Here is a 25766-nt window from a genome sequence, read left to right as displayed (position 1 = left end):
GACCGACTGAGGAGTGACCTGTGGCGATCCGATCCGCCACGCCGTAAAGGACTTCTTCTCCGATCCGGTACGTTCGGGCGCGTCGATCTCCCCGGACGGCACACGGATCGCCTACCTCGCACCGGAGCAGGGCCGGCTGAACGTCTGGATCGAACAGGTCGACGGCATCGACGGCGTCGACTGGGCGGTCAAGGAGGGCATCGCCGGCCTGGCCCGGGTCGCGATCTTCGGCGGCTCGTACGGCGGGTACAGCGCGCTGGTCGGCGCGACGTTCACGCCGGAGGTATTCGCGTCCGCGATCGACTACTGCGGCATCTCGAGCCTGGCGAACTTCATGCGCACGCTGCCGATCCAAGCGCGCTCGTTCCTGCGTTCCTGCAGCGCAACTGGTTCCTGTACGTCGGCGATCCAGCCGATCCGGCGCAGGAGGCGGACATGCCGACCCGGTCGCCGATCTCGCGGCTCGACGCGATCTGCCGTCCACTGCTGGTGATCCAGGGATCGAACGACGCCCAGGTCGAGCCTGAGGAGTCAGGTCGCTGCGACAACGCTCGCGTTCGCCCGAGTTGTCACACTGCACCACCGCGGCGTCGACGTCCTCACACCCACATGGTCGAACGACCTCCGTCGCTGGGCGCGCCGCGCTGCGAATTCGTCGAGTCGGCCTGCCGGACCGACATCACACGCATCGATATCGGCGCGGACCGCACGACCGCGTGCCGGCGTCATCACTTGCTCGGGCAGATGGCGGAGGCGACCCGTAACGACCCTTCGCTCACGCAGTGGTCACTGGAGAGCCGGACGATCGGGAAACCATCAAATCCGGTTCGGCGGGAGGCCGCGCGGAAGGACCAGCCGAGCGGCTGGCACCTCGCTGCGCGGCCCACCCATCCGCATCTCGCACGTGCGGCCATCGGGAAGCGACACGAGCTCGTAACGTCAGGCGCTGTGGGTCATGTGTCAGCTTCTCGGTCGTGAACGACCGAGCTTGCAGCTCCTCGCCGTCGATGGCGTCGACGGTCCGGGCCGCGTACGGCAGCGTGACTCACTGCCCGGCATGGCAAGCCATGCCGCGTGTCGCAGTGCCGATAACGGATCGGAGAGCCGTTCCCCAGCGAACCGGGTGCGTTCAATCCCGTCACTGCATCACCGAGAGTAACACCGAAACCACAAGTAGGAAAGCCATTCCTCTCGGGTGTTCACCCGAGAGGAATGGCTAGACAGCGCTTAACCCTTCCTGTGATCGGTCACATCTCGATCGCAAAGTCGTCGATGCGGTAGGCCGGAGGGGTTTCGCCCAGGAGGTGTTGGACGAAGTAGTCCCACCGCCGCCGGAGGAAGTAGGGCCTGTTCACCATCATGAAGTGGTCGGCGTTCGGGATGATGAGCAGGTCGAAGTCCTTGTTCGCCCCGATAAGGGCGTCGACCAGCCGCATCGTGTGGTGCGGGGTCGCGTTGTCGTCCATCTCCCCGTGGATCAGCAGCAGCTTGCCCGTGAGGTTGTCGACGAGCGAGACGTTCGCCTGCGCGCCGAAGTCGTAGTCGGCGGTGAGGCCGAAGAACTTCTCGCCCCACCAGGAGTGGTTGATGCGGTTGTCGTGGTTGCCGGCGGAGGACACCGCGACCTTGTAGAAGTCGGGCGCCTGCAGGATCGCCCGGGCGGAGGCGTAGCCACCTGCTGAGTAACCGTAGATCCCGACCCGGTCCAGATCCATCCAAGGGCGGCCCTCGGCAAGCTGCTCGATGGCGGCGACGTGGTCGTCCACGAAGACGGCGTTGCCGGACACGCGGGCATAGTCCTGGAAGGCTTGAGACCGCAGCGCGGCGCCCCGCCCGTCCACCACCACCACCACGAACCCGAGCGCCGCGTAGGCCTCGGGATAGTTGAACGCCATCGCCGCACCCGTGAACGTGCCGCCCGAGAGCGGGAATCGCAGAGGGGCGCAGGAGATCTGCGGCCCGGGGTAGATGCAATCGAGCACCGGGTACGTGTTCGCCGGGTCGAAGTCGAACGGCTTGTAGACCGCGCAGTAAATGTCCGTCACGCCGTCAGCCGCTTTCACCACGACCCGCTCGGGCGGGGCCCAGCCGGCGGCGTAGAGCGCGGTGGCGTCCGACCGCTCGAGCTCGAGCACCACTGCACCCGTTCGGTCGCGCAGCACCGAGTGCACCGGCGTGTCCCAGCGGGAGGTGACGTCGACGAAGAACCTGCCGGACGGCGACGGGGTGGTGGCGTGATCGAGGCCGTCGGCCGTGATCGCGGTGACCTCCCCGCCGTCCAGCGACACCGAGCACAGCTGCTGCAGGTACGGGTCGGCGTCCGGGTCGTGGCCGCCGGCCGTGAACACGACCCGACGCGTTTCCTCGTCAATGGTCACGACGTGCCGCACCATCCAGTCGCCCGAGGTCAGCGTGGTGACCGAACCGTCTGTGCGGTACAGGTAGAGGTGGCCCCACCCGGTGCGCTGGGACCACCACAGCACCTCACCGGTCGACAGGGTGCGCACGTTGCAGTTCTGCTGCTGCGGGCCGTAGAGGATGTGCGACGTGCTGCTCTCCTCGACCAGCACGGTGACCTCGCCGGTGTCGGCGTCGAGCTGGTGCAGGGCGACGTTGTGGTCGCCGCGGTCGTTGGACAGCCAGTACACCTTTGTCTGGTCCTGGCTCCACCACACCCAGCCGTAGGCGATGGCGGGCACGAAGGGCATGTTGATCGGCTCGCACTTGGCTTGGACCGACTCGCCGGTGACGGCGTCGAAGACGAAGAACTCGGCGCTTGCGACGTGCTCGTCACCGGGCAGCGCGTAGCGGTAGGACAGCAGCCGCGGCCGGCCTCCGTCGAACGGCGAGGAGCGCACCAGATGCATCAGCCCGACGGCACGCTGGTCGAGGCGGTGCGTCACGAAGCGCGTCGAGTCGGGTGACCACACCACCAACGGCGGCACGCTGATTCCGAGGTTCTCGCGCATTACGAAAGTCGCGACCTGGTCGTTCATCCCGCCGTAGGCGTGCCCGTCCACGCCGTCGGTGGTGAGCTGCCGCTCAACGTCGGTGGTCGTGTCACGCAGGTAGAGGTTGTGGTCGCGCTGCAGTACCGCCCAGCGACCGTCCGGTGACAGCGCCTCCTCCATGCGCACCTGACCGATGACCGTCGCGGTGTAGCTGTCGAGGGCCACCTCCAGCTGCACCAAGCCGAAGGTGAGCCGCACGGCATCGTCGCGCAGCTGAAGCTCATCCAGCGGCATGGCCGTCGGGTCGACCTCGGTCTCCAGCACAGCGGACAGGGCCGCGGCCAGCCGCACGTGGTCGAACGCCGGCCGCTTGGTGCCCGTCTCGGCGTCGACCACGACGAACTCATAGCCGGCGCTGGTGTGCTTGCGGTACCAGAACGTCTCACCCTCGCCGACCCAGCTCGGCACAACATTGAAAGACGTTATGAGCCTCTTCATCTTGTGCGGCAGCATCGACTCGGCCTTGGCGTAGCGGGTGGCGAGATCAGTCATGGGCGAACTCCTTCTTGTTGGCGGAGGTGGGCTGGGACGAGGCCCAGATGCTGCGGGTGTTCCGGAAGTGGTTGTGCATCAGGCCGGCGAGGTCGTCTCCACGGCCGGCTCTGAACAGCGCCACCATCTCGACGGTGGCCTCGGCCCACACCGGCGTGAAGTGGCTGCCGGTGAGACCGTAGATGCGACGCACGCCCGAGCGTGCGAGAAATTCGGCTGCGGTGCCGGCCACGGTACTCATCCGGCGACCTCCGCATCCCAGGTCGACGGGCCGACGCCCCGAAGGCGTAGCTCCGGCTTGGCGATCTTCTCTGTCGGGGTGCGCGGCAGCCGTTCGGTGCCGATGTCCAGGTAGCGCGGCACCATGAAGCGCGGCAGGTGCTTGCGGCAGTAGGCCATCAGCTCCGCGGGATCGAGCGACGTACCGTCGGCGACCACGACGTAGACCAGTACGTCGTCCTCGCTGAGCTCCGAGGGCACGGCGACCGCGGCGCACTCTTGCACCAGCGGGTGTGCGTCGATGACGGTCTCGAGCTCGAACGCCGAGATGTTCGAACCCCGCCGTCGGATCACGTCCTTGATCCGGTCGGAAAAGTAGAGCCAGCCGCCCTCGTCGAGATACCCGGCGTCCCCGCTGTGGAACCAGAGGTTGCGCCACGCACCGAGCGTTTCGTTCGGCATCGCATGGTACCCCGAGGACATCGACCAAGGCTGCTTCGGACGCACGACGATCTCGCCGATCGCGTGCGGCGGCAATGGCTGGTCGAGTTCGTCCACGATGCGCACCTCGAAGTGCTCATCCGCGACCTTGCCGCACGAGCCCGGACGCCACTGGTCGGGTGCGTCGTAGGAGACCCAGTTCGTCTCGGTCTGCCCATAACCCGTGACGAGGCGCAGGCCGAAGCGCTCCTCGAAGTCCTTCTTGAAGGGCACCATCGGCAGCGCCTGAGCGACGCGCAACGGATTGTCGGCGTCTCGGGCAGACGGCTCCTGCTTCCAGAGGATGTGACCCATGGAGCCGAGCATGTTCGTCGCCGTCGCGCCGCTCTCCCGCACTTGTTCCCAATAGCGGCTCGCACTGAAGCGCTCGACAAAGGTGCCCTTCGTGCCGAACACCAGCGGGAAGTAGACCCCCCACAACTGCCCATCGGCGTGGAAGAGCGGTAACGGGGTGAAATAGCTGTCGTCGCTCGTCAGCTGCAGACTGCGCGCGTAGAGCTCGACCCAGACGTAGTACTGATGGTGCGGCATGACCACGCCCTTGGCGGGGCCCGTGGTGCCGGATGTATACAGGATGGCCAGTGGATCGGTATAGCTCACGTCGACGTCGAGCGAGGTCGACGGCCCGGTGAACAGTTCCGGGTAGGTCAGGACGCAATCGGCCGTGATGCCCGCGGCGCGCGCGTCCTCGACGCCACCGGCTACGACGACGACGGTTCGGAGGGCTGCCTGCTGGTTCACCACAGGGGCGATGTCGGCCAGGAAATCGCGATGGCAAACGAGTACCTCCGCCCCTGAGTTGCCAAGAACGTGAGCCAGCAGCATGCCGCGCAACTCGACGTTGATGGGCACCTGGACTGCGCCGAGCTTGGCGAGGGCGAACCAGGTCGTCACGATCTCGACGCAGTTGGGCAGAATCATGGCGACGCGATGTCCGTGGCCCACGCCGAGGCTGCGAAGGCCGTGCGCGAGCTGATTCGTCCGCAGCTCGACCGCACCGAACGTCGTGGCGGCCGCCCGCCCGAACTGCAGGAACGCGTCGTCAGGACGCCGTTCGGCCTGCCACCTCAGGATGGCCGGCAAAGTGCGGGCCTGCAGGTCAAATGTTGTCACGCGGCGACGACCTCCATCGTCTTGTGCATCAACCCGTCGGCGAACGCCGGGAAGACGTGGATGTCGTCCAGATTCCTGTCACCCGACACGAACGCCACGAGGCCCGTTTGAGTCTGTTCGCATACGCCGAGATACGACTGGCTTGAACGGGTCGCACCGCCATGGGACGAGATAATGCCTCTCGGCCCTTCGTGTCTCCGCCAGCCGAGCGCTTGCCTGAACGGCGGGTTCCCGCCAGCCGGCTTTGGACGCTCGTCGCCCTCGGGCCACTCGAAGTGCGTTTCACGGGCGCGCCGCAGGTCGGTCGACAGCTGTGACCCGTCGTTCCTGAGGTTGGCTTCCGCGAAGGCGAGCATGTCGTCCAACGTGGAGCGAAGGCCGCCTTGCGGCACCATCACGTCCCAGTACCAAACCGGTGAGGGCCGGCCCGTTTCGTCGTCGCCCCGTACCCCCCGGGCCAGCTGCTCGTCCGTGAGCCTGTACGCGGTGTCATGGAGGCCCAGGGGCTCGCAGACGAACTCCCTAAGGAGGCGTTCGTACGACTGGCCGGCCTCTACGTCCAAGAGATGGCCGAGCACCGACATTCGAATGATCGAATATGCCCATCCGCTGCGGCGCGGACGAGCGAGTTCGGCGACGCGCCGCTGTTCGTAGAGGTCCTCCTTGCGGTATTGCAGGTAACTGGTGCGCACATCCTGATCGACCATCCTGGCGAGGATCTTGCCGATGCGATCGATGCCGGCCGTGGATGTGGTGTCGTCGAGGGAAATCATCCCCTTCGACTCCATGACGGCCAACAGCGCCGTGGTGAAGACATTTGAGAACGAGCCGATCTCGTAGACGGTCTTCTCGCCGGTGACAGGTTTGGCATCGGAAGACCGGAATGACCTGATATGACGCGTCCCGCCCTGCGTGATGCCGGCGATGACGGTCAGCTCGTGGTGCTCGGCGCAGTAGCCTTCGACCGCCTTCGCGATCTCGGACATGGCACGTTCGGCGGTGGCGTCGTTCATGAACACCTCGGTGGCCATGCCGGTCATTTCGACGGCCTTGCGCGCTCGAGCATGCGCAGGTAGGACTCGCCGCAGATCATGTCGACCTCGTCCTGGCTCAGCCCGCGTTCGGCCAGGCCGGTGGCGAGCTCGCTCAGCCGGCTCGGGTCCTCGAGGCCGTCCGGGCCGAAGCTGTAGAGCTCACGGGCCCGCCCTTTGATGCCGTGCGCACCCTCCGGATCGACCCAGTCCAGCACCGGGATCAGCATCTCGACCGGCGACTCGCAGTAGTCCGCGCCGATGCTGATGTGCTCCGGCCCGACCAGCTCGCACATGTGCATCGCATGATCGAGCAGATCCGACAGCGTCGCCTTCATCGGATCCGAGGACACATACCCCCGGAACGTGTTCAGGCCGATCACCCCGTTGCGCTCGGCCACCGCCTTGATCTGATCATCGGTCAGGTTGCGCGGATGCGGGCAGATCGCATCGGCGTTCGAATGCGACACGAACAGGTCACCGTCGTAGTAGCGCAGCGCATCCCAGAACGAGGCCCGAGACATGTGCACGAGATCGATCATCATCGGCACGTTCTCCAACTCCCTGAGCGTCTCCTTGCCCAAGTAGCTGAACCCACCCTCCATCGGCTCGTTGCTGCCGGTACACAGCAGGTTCTGCCGGTTGTGCGAGAACGTGAACGTGGTGACACCCAACTGGGAAAGCGTGTAGAGCGCCTCCAGATCACCGGCGAAGTCAACATGCCCCTCCAGCGAGAGGAAGATCCCGAACGAGCCCTCAGGACGGTTGTCGTAGTCCGCCCGCGTCGCGCAGTAGGTGATCTCACCCTCCGCACGCGAGAACTCCGCGAAGTACATGTTGATCGTGCGCCAGTCCGACACCTGCACCACCGCAGCCGTCAAGCCGCCGGCCCTCCACCGCGGAACGTAGGTATCTCGCAATACATTCGCCCGACTCCCCGGAACCCCGTGATGCGCCAACACGTCATATACCACCCCACCGACGTAGCTGTTGATCATTCGAATCTCCTCACGAGGTTGGGTTGAGTCCGCCGGCTGGATCACCGTCGAGGGCGTGTGCACACCCCAGACGTTTCGCAGGACATCGCAGACCCAGGTCACGCCGTGTAGACGTCCTCGACCGGATGCCCGGAGAGCGTCTCGTACGTCTCCAGCCGCGGCGCCAGCCGCTCGTAGTGCTTGGCCGGCCGGGTTCGCTGCCACGTCCTCGGCCGTGATGTCGTACACGCTAAGGACGTCTCGTGAAGCACGTCCATCACACATCTCTTGATCTGGTGTACGGCGATTACGAACAGCTAGAGTCGATGGCGTGCCCATCAACCCGTGGCGGCTGCGCCTGCTGTGCGAGCTCGAGACGCTGGGGACGGTGCGGGGGGTCGCCGAGGCCGTGCATCAGAGCGCATCGAGCGTGTCCCAGCAGTTGTCGCTGCTCGAGAGCGAGGTCGGCACGCGCCTGATCGAGCGGACGGGACGAAGCGTCCGGCTCACTCCGAACGGGCACCTGCTGGCCAAGCGTGGCCGCGCGATCCTGGACGCGATGACCGAGGCCAGGGCCGAACTCCACGCAGTGGACAACGAGCCCACCGGGATGGTTCGGGTGGCCTCGTTCCAGAGCGCCATCCACTCGCTCGTCGTGCCCACGGTGGCCGCCCTCCGCAAGAAGCACCCCGCCGTTGAGGTTCACATCGAGGAGCTCGAGCCGAATGAGAGCTCGAATGCGCTGCTACGTGGCCACGTCGATGCGATCATCACTACGGAAGACGTGTTCGAAGCGCCGCTGCGATCCGAGTTCGACGTCGTACCGCTGCTCACCGACTCCATCGTCCTGGTGCTGCCCCCGGGCCATCCCGCCGCTCGGCACGAGACCGTCAACCTCTCCACGCTGGCCGACGAGTCATGGACGTTCGAGCCCGAAGGCCTCTACATGTCGAGCCTTGCGATCCAGCTCTGCCGAGCGGCCGGCTTCGAGCCACGGATCATCTGCCGTTTCAACAGCTTCCTGATCGCGCTGCAACACATCGAGGCCGGCGGCTCCATCGCGCTGCTGCCCGAGCTTGCCGTCGACCGTCGCTACAATGTGGTCACGCGTGAACTCCGCTCGGCCTACCGCCGCCAGGTCGTCGGGGCGGTGCGTTCCACCTCCGCTACCCGCGCCGCCGTCCGCGTGGTGCTCGACCAGCTGCGCGAAGCGGCCGCCGGCTTGCCGGGGTCAGCCGACGAAGCGCGCGCCGCTGAAGAACTGCGCCCCTAGCCCCGATCCGAACTGGCCGATGCCGCTCACTCCCCAGACACTGGCGACGGGCGAGGAGTCCGGCGGTCCGTACGCCGAGTTGAGCCGCACCAGGCCGGCGCGCAGGCGGCGGCCCACCGTCCGGGCCAGGGCACGGTCCGCGCCGAAGACGTAACCGCTCAGGCCGTAGGGGTGATCGTTGGCGATCGCGACCGCCTCGTCGAGCGTCCGGTAGCTGCGCACTTGCAGGACGGGCCCGAAGACCTCCTCCCTCAGGTCAGCGGCCTTGTCGGCGAGCACCACGGTGGGCGCCAGGAAGTGGCCGGCCCCTCCGGGGAGCTTGCCGAACCGGCGCACCTCGCAGCCACGCGACTCGAATTCGGCGAGCTGGGCCTCAAGCCGGCGCAGGTGAGGTTCGTGGGACAGCGGCCCGAGCTGGGTCGCGGGATCGGTGGTGGCCCCGATCGTGACGGATTCGAGAACCGTCCCGAACGCGGTGAGGTAGTCCTCCACCTTGTCTTCGGGAACGATCAGCCGTCGCGGCCCGACGCAGTACTGGCCGTTGAGCGTGAGCATCGCCAAGACGACCTGCGTGGCGACCTCGGCGGGCTCCGCGTCCGGCAGCACGACGACCGGGTTGTTGCCCGACAGTTCGAGGTCGGCGGGCTTGAGCTGACGGCCGCATGCCTCGGCGACACCCTTGCCGCCAGGGACTCCGCCCGTGAACGAGACGACGGCGGTCCGCGCATCCTCGACGAGCGCCTCGCTCACCGCGCGATCTCCTTGGATGATCTGCACGACGCCCGGGGGCAACGCGGCTTGGACCGCCTCGGCGAACGGACCCGAGGAGTGCGGTGACCACTCCGACGGCTTGAGGATCACCGGGCAGCCGGCGACCAGCGCGTCGGCTGTTCTGACCATCGCCATGTGTGTCGGTGCGTTCCAGGGCAGGAGCACGACGGCCGGGCCCCACGGGAGGCGCCACTGGTCGCACGGTCCTGCGGACGTTTCCTGCTCGGCGTGTCCGAAGCCTTCCTCGAGCTGCGCCGCCCCAGCCTCCAGGATCTGCGCCACCGCCCCGATGAACGCGCTGGTCACCGCATAGGGGACGCCGCTGTCCAGGCTGTCCGCGCCGGCCAGTTGCTCCACGCGCGCGGTCAGTTCGGCCTGCAGCCTGCGTAACGCGGCGGCGCGCTCGCCGAGGGGCAGGCCTGTCCATATCTCCTGCTCGTGGACGGACGCGGCTGTCGCGAGCGCTCGCTCCACCGAATCGGGTGCGCTGGCTCGCTGTCCGTGCAACACCTCCCCGGTGTCCGGATCCGTCAACATAGGCGCGAGTTCTTGCGCGGGCACGGCGGCGTGGCCGTCGACCAGCTCGCGGATCGCGCATACGTGTTCGGTCATTGCGCATTCCGGAGGGTCGCCAGGTAGACAACCAGGTCTGCCTTCATGCGAGCGAGCGACGGCTCGTGGAGGTAGATCATGTGGCCGGACTCGTAGCGCTTCATGGTGACGTTGCGGGCCCGCTCGGGCTCGAGGTACAGGTGGTCGAAGGTCATCTCCGCCGGGAAGTAGGGCGTGCCGAGGTCGTAGTAGCCGCTCTGCAGGAGGACCTTGAGGTGGGGAGCACGGTTCATCGACGTGCGCAGCTGGGTGGCGGTCTCCAGCTGCGGGCTCCAGATGCCGTTCTGCTCCGTTTCGCGCGGCTTCCATTTGGGGAAGGGGATCATCATGCGGTAGGCCAGGCCCGGGTCGGCCTCGAAGCCGAGGTCCTCGCGCACATAACGGTTGAACGCCCTCGTCGCGGGCCCCCAGATCATCGTCATGCTGGGATCGTTCTCGAACGCCTCACCGACGATGTCGCTGTCGATGCCGGTCCAGCGGGTGTCGAGACGACCGACCGTGCGACGCCGGTCGCGCAGCAGCGCCTTGACGTAGCGCCACAATGTCACGCGTAGATTCGAGCCGCGGACGAGATCCGGCGACAGCCCGGTCAGCTCGGCCATCCGCTTGGCGATCCGGTCCTGCTCGCTGTCGGTGAGCCGCGACCCCTTCAACAGGGCCACGGAGTAGTCGTTGACCGCGAAGTCCTCGGCCTCGGCGATCAGCGGCTCCAGGTCGCCGGCCACGACACCGTGGTAGAGCGCGGTGGCCGCGTAGCTCGGCAGCATCCCGATCGCACCCAGCGCGGTGCCGACCCCGAAGCTCGCCCCGGCGACGTCCATCAGCGAGGAGACCAGCACGACGCCGTCGACGTAGAAGCCGGGCAGCCCTTGCAGGTAGTCGGTGACCGCCGGGGTCCGCAGCGTCCCGTAGCTCTCGCCCAGCAGCACGATCGGGCTGTCCCCGCGACGCTCGCGGTTGACGAACTCGACTACGAAGTCACCGACCACCGCCGCGTCGGCCTCCACCCCGTGGAACTGCTCGACGTCCTCGCCGGGTGCCACCCGGCTGAACCCCGTGCTCGGCGGGTCGACGAAGACCAGGTCGGCGACGTCCAGCAGCGAGTGCTCGTTCTCCCGCAACTCCCAACGCGAGGTGTCGAACAGCGGGTCGCCCTCGAACACGACCCGGCGCGGGCCCAGGCTGAACATGTGCAGCCAGATCGCCGACGAGCCCGGGCCGCCGTTCCACAGGAACACCAGCGGCCGGTCCCGCCGGGACTCCACCCCGTCGCGCAGGTAGGCCGTGTAGAACAGCGCGACCTTCGGCGTCGCCTGCTCCTCGCCATCGTGGAGCACCATCCGGCCGGCCTTGGCCGTGTAGTCGATGCGCTCACCACCGATCGTCACCGAATGCCGCGTGACGAACTGCTGGTCCTCCAGCGGCTTGGCATCCCCGGCCTTCTCGGCCGTCTTCTCGGTAATCGCATTCTCCGGCATCAGCTGACTCCTAGCTGGATAGAAGGGACGGTCGCGGCGGCCGGTCAGGGCCGGGCCCGCTCGAGCATGCGTAGATATGACCCCCCGGTGACCAGGTCGACCTCAGGCCGGCTGAGCCCGCGCTCGACCAGACCGGCGGCGAGCTTCCCCAGGTGACCGATGTCCTCGAGCCCGACCGGGCCCTGGGAGTAGACCGAAGTACCCGTGCCGTGCAGCCCGTGCGAGCCATCCGGGTCGACCGCGTCCATCACCGCGGCGAGTTGCTCCATCGGGCCTTCCCAGAAGTCGAGACCGAGCGCCATGTGCTCCGGGCCGACGAGGTCGTACACGTGCATCGCATGGTCGAGCAGATCCGACAGCGTCGCCTTGAAGGGATCCTGGTGGACGTAACCCCGGTAGCTGTTCAGCCCGACCACACCGTTGCGCTCGGCAACCGCCTTGATCTGGTCGTCGGTCAGGTTGCGCGGATGCGGATTCACCGCATCGGCGTTCGAGTGCGAGACGAACACCTCACCGGAGTACAGGTCGAGGGCGTCCCAGAACGACGCGCGCGACATGTGGACCAGGTCCACCATCACCGGCAGCTGCTCGAGCTCCGCGAGCGTGGCCTTACCCAAGTGCGTCAGGCCACCCTCGCCGAAGCGCTCGTTGGCGCCGGTACAAAGAACGTTCTGCACGTTGTGCGAAAACGTGAACGCGGTGATCCCCAGCTCGGACAGGGCGTAGAGAGCGTCGAAGTCACCGGCGAACGACAGGTAACCCTCCACCGAAATGAAGAGCCCGAACGACCCCGCGGGCCGGTTGTCGAACTCGGCCCGGTTGCGGACGAATACCAGCTCGCCCTCGGACTGGGCGACCTCAGAGAGGAGCATGGCGAGCGTGGCCCAGTCGCTGACCTGCATCACCGCACCGGTCAACCCGCCCGCCCGCCACCTCGGCAGGTGATGTGTGCGCAGGGCCTGCGCCTGGTGACCCTGGCTCCCGTGCAGCGCGATCACGTTGCCCACCGCCGGACCGACATAGCTGTTGATCATCGCTAGGCACACACCTTCTCTCGGGGTGTTGACGATGCTAGTTATGCAGACAAAAATTCGTCAATACATTGGGACATAATTTGGCCATCCCATCTGGCCCCTCCCGTGCTCGGCCTGCAGACGCCGCCTCGGCATGACATGGCAGTTTCAAGATCGTGATTTGAGTCCGAGGATGGTGAAGGATCTGGTCATGTGACGGCCGGCCCAGCGGGTGGCTTCGGTGATGTCGGGACGCCCGGCCAGGCGGAGAGCGCTGATGGCGAGGTTGCGCAGCGACGGCCAGGATGCGGGGTCCGGAACGGGTGCGCCCCCTGCTGTGGTCTTCGCGGTAGCAGGTGTCGCGTATTCAGTGCAGGGATTCGATGGCCCAGTGGTCTTGGACGTAGCCGGCGAGGGCGGCGGCTTGCGTGGGGGCGTGGCGACAAGATCCGTGAGAAGGCCTCGTCCTACCGGAGCTTCGCCCCTACTCCTGGCTTCGACACGCCGAAGCTCCACTCACGACGCGATCGTGATCTTGAAACGGCCGTGGCTGCCTTGGCGACGGACAATGCGACAAAGGAGACAGGCCGTGCCGAATGCGCGGTTCAGCCACACGCGCGATCAGGACCCGGAATCGGGCGAACGCTCCAGCACGCGCATCCGGGGTGCGGACAGGGGTGGGCGCTTGAGGACCTCCGCGATCGACCAGGCCCGAGATCAGCGGACGACGCCGACGCCGGTGAAGCCGTCCACGCCGGGAAGCCGCGGAAGCCTGGGCTCGTCCGGCTCGGGACGCCAGTCGTCGGTGGAGACGATGCCGGGCTCGACGATCTCGAAGCCGTCGAAGAAACGCTCGATCTGCGCGCGGGACCGGGGGGTGGCCGACCCGGCGGAGGTGCGGCTGTAGAGCTCGCGGCCCTCGCGCACCTTGTCCTCGTCGAGGTCGCCGAAGGACAGGTGGCTGATCGCCATCGCGCTGCCGGGGGCCAGCCGATCGCGCAGCGTCTTGACGATGCGCTCGGCGACGTCGTCCTCGGGGACGAAGTGGAGCACGGCGAGCAGCAGCAGGCCCACCGGCCGGTCGAAGTCGAGGTGCGCGGTGACGCGCGGGTCGGCGAGGATGGCCTCGGGGTCTCGCAGGTCGCCGTCGAGCACGATGGTCTGCCGGTTGTCCGCCAGCAGGGCCCGCCCGTGGGTGAGCACGATGGGGTCGTTGTCGATGTAGACGACCCGCGATTCGGGGGCCACGCCCAGTGCCACCTGGTGGACGTTCTCCTGCGTGGGCAGGCCGGCGCCGATGTCGAGGAACTGGCGGACGCCGGTCTCGGCCATGAAGCGGACCGCGCGGCGCAGGTATCGGCGGTTGGCCTGGACGCCCTCCTTGGCGTTGGGCGTCAGCTCGACGACCTTCTGCGCGGCCGCGCGATCGGCGGCGAAGTTGTCCTTGCCGCCGAGAAGGTAGTCGTAGATCCGGGCAACACTCGGAACCGTGGGGTCGATGCCCAGCGGCGCCTGCTCCATGTCCATCCCCGCTCGCCGTCAGGTCGTTTTGATCTTAACCTATCAGGCATTTTCGGCACAGACAGTGCACATAGCCCACCAGGGCCCTCGACCGTCTCCGGCGGTCGATCAGGGACGGCCCGCGTCGCCGTCGCCGAGTGGCTTCCGGCGCTTCATAAAGATTCCATCGCCGTCGAGCAGAACGCCGTCCCCCGCGCCGAGAAGCACGGCGGACGGCGCTCCGAGCTCAGGCGAGAAGACCCACATTCCCCCCAAGCGATCGCCCATGCTGGGCGCACAACGAAGAAAGCCCCCGGCTGGTCTCCAGTTCAAGCGTCTCTGATTGGCTTAGCGATCCTGTGCGTTACACAGAATCAAGGCACAACAAGCTGCCCGGTATTCACCGATCGTCTTCGTGTCCTGGTGCCGGCAACCGGAGCCGCCGGCCCGTTGAGCACGTCCCTCCGGACGCTGACCGGTCAGGCGTGCACAGCCGTGCACGGCCTGACCGGGGAGGGTGCCCGACGTCGCCTGGGCGTCGGGCGTGTCGGTAACAGTATGCCACGACCCAACTACGATTCGCTAATCGAATCGGAAAGCCTGGTGCCGGGGGCTTTCTATGCGTTCAGGGTCAGTCCTGCTTCAGGTCCAGGCCGAAGAGAAGGGGGTCGTGGTCGGAGGAGCGGAAGGCCTCGGGCGAGTAGAGGCCGGGCGGGTTGAACTCGGTGTTGTAGTCCATGAACCGGCCCTCGTCGGCGTTGATGTGCCAGATCGTGGCGCCGGTGACCATCTTCGCGAGCCGCTTGCTGACCAGCACGTGGTCGAGCTCACCCGACAGGCCGCTGAAGACGTAGCTGTAGCGGTCCTTCTTGGGGACGAACTTCTTGCTGACGCTGACCAGCTTGCCGTCCTCCAGCGTGTGGATCGGGTCCTCCTCGCCGTAGGCGTTGAGGTCGCCGAGCACGACCGGGTTGGGCAGGTTGTAGGTGTCGATCAGGCCCAGCGTGGCCTCGGCCTGGCGCACGCGCTCGGCGTTGAAGCAGCTCTGGCCGTCGCCCTGGTCCTTGTCCGCCCCGGTGGCGCCGTCACAGCCCTTGGACTTGTAGTGGTTGACGATCATCGTGAACGTCGTGGGGTCGTTGCCCTTGGCCCGCTTGAACTGCTGGATCAGCGGCGGGCGGCGGAACACCCGGTCGTTGGAGGAGGCCGGGAGGCCGACGGGCTTGACGACCGCGGGCTTGTAGATCAGCGCGACCTGGATCTCGTCGGTGCCGGTGTAGGGCGCGATGATGCCCTTGTAGGTGTCGGCGCCGACCTCGGCGTTGAGGGCGTCGATCAGCGTGTTCAGCGCCGTGTAGCCGTTGTTCTCGACCTCCATGAGGCCGGCGACGTCCGGGTTCAGGCCCCTGAGCGTGGAGACCAGCTTGGCGAGCTGGCGGTCGCGCTCCTCGGTGGTGTTGGCGCCGCGCTTGTTCAGCGTGGTGAACCAGTTGAGCGTGTTGAGGCTCGCCACCTTGACGTTGCCCGTGATCTTCTCGGGCTTGGCCGGGCGGGGGTTGTCCGCCTGGAAGGCGACCGGCTGGGTCGGCTCGATGCGGTAGGTGTTGAAGCCGTAGGTCAGGATGCCGGTGAGCGCCGTGGTGGTGTCACCCACGCGGACGGTGTTGGAGCCCGCGGTGTGGTACGGCAGCGCCGGCGGGTTCTGCACGTTGGAGCCGTCGTCCAGCAGGATCGAGCGGCGCGTGTTCAGGGCCGCGTCGACGCCCGGACGGTCGGTCGCCTGGAACAGGCGGCCCTCGGAGGACAGCGTGACCTCGCCGAAGCGGCCGAGGTTGTAGACCTCGGAGACGGTGAGCTTCTCGGGGATCGTGACGAGCACGCCCTCCAGCGGCTCGTAGGAGGCGCCCTCGGCGATCGGGAGCTTCACCTTCGTGGGCTTGATCGTGCCGGTGCCGCAGACGTCCACGGCCGAGACCGAGGTGAGCTCGGTGAGGCCGTTGAACTCGGCGACGGTGCCGCTGACCAGGACGCGGTCGCCGACCTTGGCCGGCTTGGTGGTGTACACGAACACCGCGTCGGAGGTCATGGGGTCGGCGTCGGGGGTCGGGTCCTGGATGTAGAAGCCGCCGAGCTGGCCGGTGCCCTGGAAGCCGCCGGTGACGACGCCCTCGACGCGCACGGCGGTGCCGGTGATCGGGCTGGCGTCGCCGCTGCCCTGGACCTCGGCGATCTCGTGGGTCGCCGGGAGCTCGCACGGGTCACCCGTGGGCGTCGGCGTGGGGGTCGGGGTCGGGGTCGGGGTGACCGTGGGCGTCACGGTCGGGGTCGGCGTGGGGGTCGGGGTGGGGGTGTCGGACGGCGTCGGCGTCGGGTCCCCGGCGCAGGGGGCCGGCGTGGTCGCCGAGTTGCGGGGCGCGGGGGCGCCGGTGGTGAAGTCGTCCGCGTTCACGTCGGTGTCGGCGCACCCGTGGTCGCCGCGCAGGGCGGCGGTGGCGTTGGTCAGCGCCGGGGCGGGCGTGCCCTCGAAGAAGTTGGCGTTGCCGTACCCGACCAGGTCGGCGATGAGCGCGAGCTGGTCGGCGGTGCAGACCGTCGAGCCGCCGTTGCAGGCCAGGCCGTCGGCCGAGCGGACCAGCGCGACCTTGCCGGCCGTGCCGCTCAGGTTGAGGGTGCCCGTGGCGTCGGGCGTGGGCAGGGAGCCGGACGGCGTCGTGCCGGCGGCGAGCTGCACCAGGTGGTACTGGCCGGGGGCCAGCGAGCCGGCGAGGTTGAGCTTGTTGGACGCGAAGTTTCCGGTGCCGGTGGCGCTGGCATATTGCAGCGACCAGCCGTCGAGGGAGACGGCGGAGCCGCTGCGGTTGAACAGTTCCACGAAGTCGTTGGTGAGCGGGGCGCCGGAGTTGCCGCCCCCTCCGTAGACCTGGCTGATCACGACGGTGCCCGGCTCCGCGGAGGCCGGGGAGGAGGCGAGGGTGGCGACACCGGCGATGGCCACGCCGGCGGCGGCTAGGGCGGCGATCGCCCGGGATAGAGCACGCATGTCCCGGAGCGTAAAGGCGCCAACCCCCGCCATCTTGTACTAGAGCTATACAGAAGGTGAAAAAGGTGAATCTTGACTCTAGATGTCGAGTGACCGGCAGTAAACTTGTCCGGCCTGACCTTGGCGGACCTGGGGTAACGATCATCGCCGCAACACTGTGTCACCTTTCCATCACGATTTAGCTACCCGTTGCCCGACATTGGGTATGACATTGCCATGACATCCCCGTTGAAGATCGTCCCGCTAGACGTGGGCTGGCGGACATGCGAGACCTCGCCCGAATGCGTGGGGATCGCCCGCGAGCCGTACGGGCGGTGCCTGGCCCACCTCGCCCCCGCCGAGCTGGACGGCGTCCTGCGCGGGCTGATCCCCGGCCAGGGTCTCGACGTGCGCGGCACGACCCTCGACGAGGACCTGCTGACGCGGATCCTCGACGGCGTCGGCCGCCGTCTCGGCCGGGCGCGCTTCGACCGCGCCCTCTTCACCGGCCCCGCGCGGTTCGGCGAGGTCGTCTTCGCCGGTGACGCGACGTTCGACCACGCGCGCTTCGACCGGCTCGCCTCCTTCTTCGACACCCGCTTCACGCGCAACGTCTCCTTCCGCGAGGTGCGGTTCTCCCGGGAGTTCTCGATGCACGGCGCGCGCGTGCGCGGGCACGGCGCGTTCGACCACGTCCGCGTCGGCAGCGACGCGCTGTTCGGCGACGCGCGGTTCGGCAGGGACGCCTCGTTCCGCGGCGCGGAGTTCCACGGGTTCGCCGCCTTCGACGGGGCCACGTTCGACGGCGACGCGATCTTCCGGGGGGCGCGCTTCCGCCGGGCCCTGTCGTTCCGCGCCGCGGCCTGCGCGGGCACCGCCGGGTTCGAGGGGGTGCGCTTCCACAGCACCGCCTACCTCGGGCCCATGCGGGTCGGGCGGCGGCTGTCGCTGCCGGAGGTCCGCGCCTCGGCGGCGCTCCACCTCGACACCGGGGGCTGCCGCGTCGACCTGCGCGCCGCCGGTCTCGCGGGCCGGTTCACCGCGCGCCTGTCGGACGCCGACGTCGACCTGCGGGACGCGACGCTGGCGGGCCCCGCGGACCTGACCCGGCACATGGGACGGATGCGGGTGGTCTCCCTGGACCGCCTGGACGCCGGCGCGCTCACGCTGACCGGCGCGGACCTGCGCGCGTGCGCGCTCGGCCGGCTGCGCAACCCGGAGGGCCTGCGCCTGTCGGACTGCCTGTTCGCCCGCACCCCGGCCGGCGTGCGCCTGGAACCGGGCTGGCCGCCGGTCCGCTGGTGGACGCGGCGCCGCGTCCTCGCCGACGAGCACGCCTGGCGCGGATGGTCGCCGCGCGCGGAGCAGCCGCTGGACCCCGGCCGCCTCGCCACCCTGTACGAGCGGCTGCGCCCGGCCGTGGACGACGAGCGGACCTCGGCCGACTTCGCGTTCGGGGCCATGGAGATGCGCCGGATGGGGAGCCCTCCGGGCCGCGTCAAGGTGGCGCTGTCGCTGTACTGGCTGGCCTGCGGGTACGGGCTGCGGCTCGGGCGCACGCTCGGGTGGATGGCGCTCGTGGCCGCGGTGACCGCCGTGGTGCTGTTCTGGAGCGCCGCCGCGCACACCGCGCGCCGCCCGGCCGGGCACCCGCAGCCGACCCCGGCCGCCCACCGCTCCACCGTCCCGGTGCCGGTGCCGGTGCCGGTCGTCCACCGCCTCACGACGGGCGCCGGCTGACCGTCCCCGGAACCCGTGTCCCACGAGAGGTCACCAGGGACGTGTCAGGGATTCCCCGGATTCCGGGCCGGACCCCCTCCAGGCGACAATAGGGGCGCATTTCATCACGGCCGTCCCTGGGGAGCACATGGCGAGCGCGAGTGTCATCGACGACTTCGTGACGACGCTCGCCCGCACGCTGCGCGGGCCGCTTCGGGTCCGGCGGGACATGATCGCGGAGGCGCGCGACAGCCTGACCGACACCGCCGACGCCTACCTGGCCGAGGGCATGGACCGGGACGAGGCGGAGCGCCTGGCGGTCGCCGAGTTCGGCATGGTGACCGAGATCGCCCCCGGCTACCAGGATGAGCTGGCCGCCTGCCAGGGCCGCAGGACGGCCGCGGTGCTGTTCGTGAGCGTCCCGTTGTCCACGGTCATCTGGAGCGTGATCTGGCGCATCTACCCGCAGAACCCGTGGACGCCGGTCAAGCCCGTGTGGTTCTCCCCGCTGGCCCAGTTCCTCGACTGGTTCCAGTTCGGCATGGGCGTCCTCGGCGCGCTGGCGCTGCTGACGCTGGCGCGCGGCCCGCTGCGGCACCGCAACCCCAAGATCGTCACCAGGGCCCTGGGCGTCCTGCTGTGGATCCAGGTCCCGCTGGTGATCGGCATGTCGGCCGCGCTGACGCTGGGGCGCGGGACCGGGCTGCGGGACGCGGACCTCTTCCCCGCGGGCCTCTTCGCCTGCCTCTTCAGCTACGCCGTCGCGGGCTCGCTGCTGTTCAGCGCGACGCGCTGCCTGCTCGTCTCCCGCCGGGCGACGCCGCCGAGGGGGCGGGAGGCCGTGAGCTGACCGCGGCCGGGCCCGTCACCGGGCGGGGCTCTCCGGGGAACGCGGGGCGAGGACGCCGCCGACGGCGTCGGTGAACCGCCGCCAGGCCGAACGCTCCCCCGCCAGCGCGGCGTGCCCGGCCCGCGTGAGGCGGTAGGTGCGGCGTTTGCGGCCGCCGACGGTCGCCCACTCGCTGGTGAGGTAGCCCAGGCGCTCCAGCCGGCGCAGCGCGGGATAGACGGTGCCGGTGGGCACGCTGAGCGCGCCCCCGCTGCGGACCTGCAACGCCTCGATGATCGCGTACCCGTGCAGCGGCTCGTGCTCCAGGACGGACAGGAGCAAGGCGTCCATGTGACCGCGCAGCGCGTCGGCGTTCATCCGGCAAGCCCATCCACGTGCTTCATGTAGGCAGTCTACATGTAGGCTCTCTATATGTAGACAGGCACAACTAGAGAAGAGTGACCATGAACGTGCTCGACCTGGCACGGACGCAGTTCGCGGTGACGGGAAGCCTGCACTTCCTGTTCGTCGTGCTGACGCTCGGCCTGGCCCCCCTCGTGGCGATCATGCAGACGCGCCACGTCGTCACCGGCAAGCCGGTGTTCGAGCGCATGACGCGGTTCTGGGGCCAGATCTACGTGATCAACTACGCGCTGGGCGTGTTCACCGGGCTGGTGATGGAGTTCCAGTTCGGCCTCACCTGGAGCCGGCTCTCCCACTACGCCGGGGACGTGTTCGGCGCCCCGCTGGCGATCGAGACCCTGGTCGCCTTCTTCCTGGAGTCCACCTTCCTCGGGCTGTGGATCTTCGGCTGGAACCGCCTGCCGAAGAAGCTGCACCTGGCCTGCATCTGGCTGGTGACGCTCACGGCCTACGCGAGCGCCTTCTGGATCATGGTGGCCAACTCCTTCCTCCAGCACCCGGCCGGCACCGTCCAGCGGGGCGACCACCTGGCCCTGGCCGACTTCGGCGCGCTGCTCACCAACCCCAGCCTGGTCATGGCGTTCCCGCACGTCATCGGCGCCGGGCTGTTCACGGGCAGCTTCGTGATCATTGGCGCCAGCGCCTACCACCTGTTCCGGCGCACCGCCGACCAGGAGTTCTTCCGCCGCTCGCTGCGCACCGGCGTGGTGTGGGGGTTCGTCGGCGCCACGCTCGCGGTCGGGTTCGGGTACGCCCAATTCGGCTTCGTCAACGACATCCAGCCGAACAAGTTCGAGACCCCCGTCACCGACGCCGCCCTCGTCACCATGATGACCATCGGCCAGCTCGTCCAATTCGTCGTGATGTTCGGCATGCTGCCGCTGCTGATCCGCGACGTGCTCGCCCGCACCCGCTGGCTGCACCCGCTGCTCATGCTCATGACGCCGCTGCCCTTCGTCGCCGCGATCATGGGCTGGCTCGCCCGCGAGATCGGCCGCCAGCCGTGGCTGGTGTTCGGCCGCCTGCGCGTGGCCGACGCCATCTCCCCCGGCCTGACCACGGGCATGGTCACGTTCTCGTTCATCGCCTTCGTGGGCGTGCTCGGGCTGCTCGCCGTGGTCGACTACCTGCTGATCGCGCGGGCCGTGCGCCGCGGCCCGGACCAGGTCTCCCTCGGCGCGGCCGAGCCCGCCGACCCCTCACCCGCGCCGGCGCTCGCCCTGTGACCGCCGCCTCCCCCTGACCATATTTCTAGGAGCTCCCCCCATGGAGATCATCTGGCTCGCGGTCCTGGCCGTGCTGCTGGTCGGCTATTTCGCGCTGGAAGGCTTCGACATCGGCGTCGGCATGACGCTCCCCTGGCTCGCCCGCGCGGGCGAGCACGCCGGCGAACCCGGCGGCCGCGCCCGGCACCGTGACCGCCTGGTGGCGGCGATGGCCCCGTACGTGCTCGCCAACGAGGTCTGGCTCGTGGCGCTGGCCGGGACGCTGTTCGGCGCCTTCCCCGCCCTGGAGGGCACCGTGCTCAGCGGCATGTACCCGGTCGTGGTCGCGCTGCTGGTGTCCTGGATCCTGCGGGACGCGGGCCTGTGGTTCCGCCGCAGGCTCGACGGCGACGCCTGGCGGGGCTTCTGGGACGCGGTGCTCTGCGCGGGCTCCTGGGGCCTCGCGCTGTCGTGGGGCGTCGCCCTGGCCTCACTGGTCAGAGAGCTGCCCTCCCAGCCGTTCGACCTGGTGGGCCTGCTGTCGGGGGCCGTGGTCGCCGCCGCGTTCGCCTTCCACGGCCGCTCGTTCGTGGCCTGGCGCCTGTCCGGCAGGGCCGAGGCGGCACGCACGGGACGGCGGCTGCTGCTGACCGCCGTCGTGGCCGCCCTGCCCGCCGCGGTCCCGCTGGCCGCGCTCGTCCCGTCACTGACCGACCACGTGGCGTCACCGGCGACGCTGAATGTGCTCAGTGTCATCGCCCTTCCGGTCACTCCCATCCTCGTGGGGGCGCAAGTATGGGTATGGAGGACGTTCGGCCCCCTCGGGTCCACCGGCGTCGCCGCCCGTATCCCCTCGTTCTTCTAGGGAACCGATGCACCGAGACCTTCTGCGCCTGGCGCGGGCCGAGCAGGCCGTCCGCGTCCACCTGTTCGCGTGCGTGGCGGCGGCCGTGCTCGCCGGGCTGCTGGTGCTGGCGCAGGCCGAGCTGCTGTCCGGCGTGCTGTCGGGGGCGTTCACGACCGCGGCGCTGATCCCGCTGGCGGGGGTGGTCGCGGCGCGGGCCCTGTTCGGCCTGGTCCAGGGCGCCGCCGCCGGGCGCACGGCCACGGCGCTGAAATCGGTGCTGCGCCACCGCCTGCTGGCGCGGCTCGGCGAGCTCGGTCCCGCGCGGCTCACCGCGCGCCGCTCCGGCGAGCTCGTCACGCTCGCCGGGCGCGGCCTGGACGCCCTGGACCCGTACGTCACCGGCTACCTGCCCGCGGTGGCCGTCGCGGGCGTGGTGCCCGTCGCCGTGCTGGTCCGGCTGTTCACGGCCGACCTCGGCACCGCGGTCATCGTCCTGCTGACGCTGCCGCTGATCCCCGTGTTCGGCGCGCTGGTCGGGTGGCGCACCAAGGAGGTCACCGACCGGCAGTGGCGGGCGCTGTCCCAGCTCGGGGGGCACTTCCTGGACGTGGTGCGCGGCCTTCCGACGCTGCGCGCCTTCGGGCGGGCCCGCTACCAGGCGACGGTGATCCGGCAGGTCGCCGACGCCCACCGGTCGGCGACCATGCGGACGCTGCGCGTCGCCTTCCTGTCCTCGCTGGTCCTGGAGCTGGTGGCCTCGCTGTCGCTGGCACTGGTGGCCGTGCCGGTCGGGCTGCGGCTGCTGTCCGGCTCGCTGGACCTGCGCGTCGCCCTGCTGGTCCTGCTGCTCGCCCCCGAGGCGTACATCCCGTTGCGCGCGATGGGCACCAGGTTCCACGCCGCCATGGAGGGCGTCGCCGCCGCCGACGACGCCTTCGCCGTCCTGTCCGGCGCCGGGGACGAGGACGAGGACGAGGACGGTCGTGGGAAGGTGACATCGTCCAGCCCGGCGGCGAAGGAGGACGGCGACCGCCCCGGACCGGCCGTGCGGGCTCGCGTGGCGGCGACGCCTCCCACCCTCGTGCCGCCCGGCGTGCCGGAGATCCGGCTGGAAGGGGTCACCGTCCGGTATCCCGGGCGGGAGGACGCCGCGCTGACGGACGTGTCGCTGGTGATCGCGCCGGGCGAGCGGGTCGCGCTGGCCGGGGAGAGCGGCGCGGGCAAGAGCACGCTGCTCCACCTGCTGCTCGGGTTCGTGACGCCGTCCGAGGGACGGGTGCTCGTCGGCGCCGCCGACCTCGCCGGCGTCGATCCGGACCGGTGGCGCGCGCGGCTGGCGTTCGTGCCGCAGCGTCCCCATCTGTTCGCCGACACGGTGTCCGCCAACATCGCGCTGGGCTCGGCGGCGTCCCCCGAGCAGGTGTGCGCGGCGGCCCTCGCGGCGCGGGCCGCCGAGTTCGTGGACGCCCTCCCCGACGGGTACGCGACCGTCATCGGCGAACGCGGGGCGGACCTGTCGGCGGGCCAGCGGCAGCGGCTGGCGCTCGCCCGCGCGTTCTGCCGTCCCGAGGCCGAGGTCCTGCTGCTGGACGAGCCCACCGCGCGCCTGGACGGCCGCAGCGAGGCGGCGATCGTCGAGGCCACGCGGACGCTCGCCGAGGGCCGGACCGCGATCATCGTCGCGCACCGCCCGGCGATGCTCGACCTGGCGGACCGCGTCGTCCGCGTCGAGGGCGGCAGGATCGTCTCCGACCGCGCCGTCACCCGCGTCCCCGCCGGCCTGGCGAGGCCGGGAGAGTGAGAAGGCACATGGACTCCACTCCGGCGACCCCGGGCCCCGCTCCCACCGGTGCCGCTCCGGCCGGCACCCCCACCGGCACGGCTCCCCCGCGCAGCGGACGCGGGCGGCTGGTGGCCGCGGCGGCGGCCGGGGCCGCGGCCGAGCTGGCGGCGCTCGGGCTGATCGGCGCGGCCGCGTGGCTGATCACGCGGGCGGCGCAGCAGCCGGAGCTCGCGGCCCTGAGCGTGGCGATCGTCGCCGTCCGCGCGTTCGCGACCAGCCGCGGCCTGTTCCGGTACGGCGAGCGCCTGGCCGGCCACGACGTCGCGCTGCGCGCCCAGGCCACCACCCGTGAGCGCCTGTACGAGGCGCTGATCCCCTCGGGGCCGCTCGGGCACCGGGGCGCCGACCTGCTGAGCCGCATGGTGGACGACACCGACGCCGTCCAGGACCTGCTCGTCCGCTGCCTGCTGCCCGCGATCGCCGGCGCGGTCACCGCGGCCGCCGCCGTGACGCTGGCCGCCTTCCTGCTGCCCGCCGCCGCGCTGGTGCTGGTCGCTGGGCTGGCCGTGGCGGGGGTGGCGCTGCCGGTCGTGACGAACGTGGCCGCACGGCACTGGTCGGCGCGGCTGGCCCCGGCGCGGGCCGAGCTCGCCGCCCGGGTGGCCGACCTGGTGCACGGCGCCGCCGACCTCGCCGCCTACGGTGCGGGCGAGCGCGCCCTGGCCGCCTCGGCGAAGGCCGGCGAGCGGCTCGCGGCGCTCGAACGCCGCCAGTCGCTGGCCGGCGCGGCGGCGCTCGCCCTCGGCACGCTGGTGCAGGGCCTGACCGTCGCGGCGATCGTGCTGACCGCCTCGCGCGCCGGCCTGGGCCAGGTGCCGACGGCCGTCCTGGCGCTCACCGCCCTGGTGTCGTTCGAGCCCGTCCTGCCGCTGCCCGCGGCGGGCGAGCGACTGGCCGGGGTCATGGCGGCGCTGCGCCGGTTGCGGGAGGTCCGTGCCACGCCGCCCGCCGTCGCCGAGCCCGCCGCGGCGGCGGCCCCGCCCGAGGGCCCGCTGACCGTCGAGGTGGAGGACCTGATCGTCCGGCACTCCGCGGACCGGCCTCCGGCGCTCGACGGCGTGTCCCTCACGCTGACCCCGGGCAAGCGGGTGGCCGTGGTCGGGCCGAGCGGCGCGGGCAAGAGCACGCTGCTCGCGGCCCTGATGCGCGTCGCCGACTTCTCCTCGGGACGGATCGCCCTCAACGGCGTGGACGTCCGCGACCTGTCCCCCGACGACGTCCGGGAGAGGATCACCGGCCTGACCCAGGACCCGTACGTCTTCCGCGCCTCGCTGCGCGACAACCTGCGCCTGGCCGGCCCGGAGGCGGGCGAGGACGAGCTCGCGCGGGCCGTGCTCCGCGCCCGCCTGGACGCCTTCGTCGAGCGGACCGGCTGGGACGTGACGCTCGGCGAGGACGGCCGCACGGTCTCGGGCGGCCAGCTCCAGCGGCTGGCGCTGGCCCGGGCGCTGCTGCGCGACCCCGAGGTGCTGCTGCTGGACGAGCCCGCCGAGTCCCTGGACGAGACGACGGCGGACGCACTGATGGCCGACCTGCTGGACGTGACGCACGGGCGCACGACGGTGCTGGTCACCCACCGCCTGCGCGGCCTGGAGGACGTGGACGAGATCGTCGTCCTGTCGGAGGGACGGGTGGCGCAGCGCGGGCGCCACGACGAGCTGGTGTCCGCCCCCGGCTACTACCGCGACCTGTGGGAGTCGGAGGCGCTGACCTCCGGCCGCCGCTGAGCGCCCCCCTCCGGACGCCGCGCCGGCCCTCTTCCGGCCCGCGGCCCCCGGCGGAGCCGCACGGCTCCGGCGAAGCCCCCTGCGTGGCCCCGGGAACGGCGGCGCCGCCGGGACCGTGGTGGTCCCGGCGGCGCGTTCCCCGCCCCTACCCCCTCCGAGGGGC

The 25766-nt window shown here is 69.9% G+C and carries 20 protein-coding genes; 8 read left to right on the top strand and 12 right to left on the bottom strand.

All coding sequences use genetic code 11. From position 1 onward, the window contains the following. Positions 1–13 precede the first annotated feature (13 nt). Positions 14–493, top strand: coding sequence for a prolyl oligopeptidase family serine peptidase (locus tag AB0H21_RS11085; protein WP_358514537.1), 480 nt, complete (start codon positions 14–16; stop codon positions 491–493). Between the two features lie 754 nt (positions 494–1247). Here the strand turns inward: AB0H21_RS11085 and AB0H21_RS11080 are convergent. From AB0H21_RS11080 to AB0H21_RS11055, 6 genes are all read right to left on the bottom strand, one after another. Next, positions 1248–3503, bottom strand: coding sequence for a DPP IV N-terminal domain-containing protein (locus AB0H21_RS11080; protein WP_358514535.1), 2256 nt, complete (start codon positions 3501–3503; stop codon positions 1248–1250). After that, positions 3496–3744 (bottom strand): hypothetical protein, encoded by a 249-nt coding sequence (locus tag AB0H21_RS11075; RefSeq protein WP_358514533.1) that lies wholly within the window; start codon positions 3742–3744, stop codon positions 3496–3498. The genes AB0H21_RS11080 and AB0H21_RS11075 overlap by 8 nt, the downstream gene beginning before the upstream one ends. After that, on the bottom strand, positions 3741–5336 hold the full coding sequence (locus AB0H21_RS11070; protein WP_358514531.1) for an AMP-binding protein: 1596 nt from the start codon (positions 5334–5336) through the stop codon (positions 3741–3743). The genes AB0H21_RS11075 and AB0H21_RS11070 overlap by 4 nt, the downstream gene beginning before the upstream one ends. Next, positions 5333–6376: a serine hydrolase domain-containing protein gene (locus AB0H21_RS11065; RefSeq protein WP_358514529.1), complete on the bottom strand. Its 1044-nt coding sequence runs from the start codon at positions 6374–6376 to the stop codon at positions 5333–5335. The genes AB0H21_RS11070 and AB0H21_RS11065 overlap by 4 nt, the downstream gene beginning before the upstream one ends. Then, complete coding sequence (locus AB0H21_RS11060) at positions 6373–7365, bottom strand: membrane dipeptidase (protein WP_358514527.1); 993 nt, start codon at positions 7363–7365, stop codon at positions 6373–6375. Before AB0H21_RS11060 ends, AB0H21_RS11065 begins: the two co-directional genes overlap by 4 nt. Positions 7366–7463: 98 nt before the next feature. Continuing rightward, entirely contained in the window at positions 7464–7622 is a 159-nt protein-coding gene (locus AB0H21_RS11055; RefSeq protein WP_358514525.1) for a hypothetical protein, read from the bottom strand. A 53-nt stretch (positions 7623–7675) separates the two neighbouring features. Between AB0H21_RS11055 and AB0H21_RS11050 the strand changes: the two genes are divergently transcribed. After that, entirely contained in the window at positions 7676–8617 is a 942-nt protein-coding gene (locus AB0H21_RS11050; RefSeq protein WP_358514523.1) for a LysR family transcriptional regulator, read from the top strand. On the opposite strand, the gene AB0H21_RS11045 is transcribed toward AB0H21_RS11050, so the two are convergent. The 5 genes from AB0H21_RS11045 to AB0H21_RS11025 form a co-directional block, all read right to left on the bottom strand. Continuing rightward, positions 8576–10000: an aldehyde dehydrogenase family protein gene (locus AB0H21_RS11045; RefSeq protein WP_358514521.1), complete on the bottom strand. Its 1425-nt coding sequence runs from the start codon at positions 9998–10000 to the stop codon at positions 8576–8578. The genes AB0H21_RS11050 and AB0H21_RS11045 overlap by 42 nt on opposite strands. Continuing rightward, positions 9997–11478, bottom strand: coding sequence for a peptidase S10 (locus tag AB0H21_RS11040; RefSeq protein ID WP_358514519.1), 1482 nt, complete (start codon positions 11476–11478; stop codon positions 9997–9999). The genes AB0H21_RS11045 and AB0H21_RS11040 overlap by 4 nt, the downstream gene beginning before the upstream one ends. A 44-nt stretch (positions 11479–11522) precedes the next feature. Next, complete coding sequence (locus AB0H21_RS11035; RefSeq protein ID WP_358514517.1) at positions 11523–12476, bottom strand: membrane dipeptidase; 954 nt, start codon at positions 12474–12476, stop codon at positions 11523–11525. 732 nt (positions 12477–13208) lie between these two features. Continuing rightward, positions 13209–14018: an SAM-dependent methyltransferase gene (locus tag AB0H21_RS11030; RefSeq protein WP_358514515.1), complete on the bottom strand. Its 810-nt coding sequence runs from the start codon at positions 14016–14018 to the stop codon at positions 13209–13211. A 604-nt stretch (positions 14019–14622) separates the two neighbouring features. After that, complete coding sequence (locus AB0H21_RS11025) at positions 14623–17031, bottom strand: ExeM/NucH family extracellular endonuclease (protein WP_358514513.1); 2409 nt, start codon at positions 17029–17031, stop codon at positions 14623–14625. Positions 17032–17247: 216 nt separating this feature from the next. Here AB0H21_RS11025 and AB0H21_RS11020 point away from each other — a divergent pair, with 216 nt between their 5' ends. Both AB0H21_RS11020 and AB0H21_RS11015 read left to right on the top strand, forming a co-directional pair. Next, entirely contained in the window at positions 17248–18750 is a 1503-nt protein-coding gene (locus AB0H21_RS11020) for a pentapeptide repeat-containing protein (protein ID WP_358514511.1), read from the top strand. 127 nt (positions 18751–18877) lie between these two features. Next, a complete protein-coding gene (locus AB0H21_RS11015; RefSeq protein ID WP_358514509.1) occupies positions 18878–19579 on the top strand; it encodes a permease prefix domain 1-containing protein in 702 nt (233 codons plus the stop codon). A 15-nt stretch (positions 19580–19594) separates the two neighbouring features. Here the strand turns inward: AB0H21_RS11015 and AB0H21_RS11010 are convergent, their stop codons facing one another. Continuing rightward, the gene (locus AB0H21_RS11010; protein ID WP_358514507.1) at positions 19595–19936 is read right to left on the bottom strand and encodes a helix-turn-helix transcriptional regulator; all 342 of its coding nucleotides are present in this window, start codon (positions 19934–19936) and stop codon (positions 19595–19597) included. An 86-nt stretch (positions 19937–20022) separates the two neighbouring features. On the opposite strand from AB0H21_RS11010, the gene AB0H21_RS11005 reads away from it, so the two are divergent. Genes AB0H21_RS11005 through cydC form a run of 4 tightly spaced genes read left to right on the top strand, consistent with a single transcriptional unit; the run spans position 20023 to position 25603 of the window. After that, positions 20023–21207 carry a cytochrome ubiquinol oxidase subunit I gene (locus tag AB0H21_RS11005; protein ID WP_358514505.1) on the top strand — a complete coding sequence of 395 codons (1185 nt, stop codon included), beginning with the start codon at positions 20023–20025 and terminating at the stop codon, positions 21205–21207. A gap of 40 nt (positions 21208–21247) precedes the next feature. Continuing rightward, complete coding sequence (locus AB0H21_RS11000; RefSeq protein ID WP_358514503.1) at positions 21248–22051, top strand: cytochrome d ubiquinol oxidase subunit II; 804 nt, start codon at positions 21248–21250, stop codon at positions 22049–22051. Positions 22052–22058: 7 nt separating this feature from the next. Further along, positions 22059–23834: a thiol reductant ABC exporter subunit CydD gene (cydD, locus tag AB0H21_RS10995; RefSeq protein ID WP_358514501.1), complete on the top strand. Its 1776-nt coding sequence runs from the start codon at positions 22059–22061 to the stop codon at positions 23832–23834. 8 nt (positions 23835–23842) lie between these two features. Continuing rightward, positions 23843–25603 carry a thiol reductant ABC exporter subunit CydC gene (cydC, locus tag AB0H21_RS10990; RefSeq protein ID WP_358514499.1) on the top strand — a complete coding sequence of 587 codons (1761 nt, stop codon included), beginning with the start codon at positions 23843–23845 and terminating at the stop codon, positions 25601–25603. Positions 25604–25766: the final 163 nt, after the last annotated feature.

The sequence above is a fragment of the Sphaerisporangium sp. NPDC051011 genome (assembly GCF_040653595.1).
Taxonomy (GTDB): domain Bacteria; phylum Actinomycetota; class Actinomycetes; order Streptosporangiales; family Streptosporangiaceae; genus Sphaerisporangium.
This window is presented reverse-complemented; position numbering and strand designations above follow the sequence as displayed.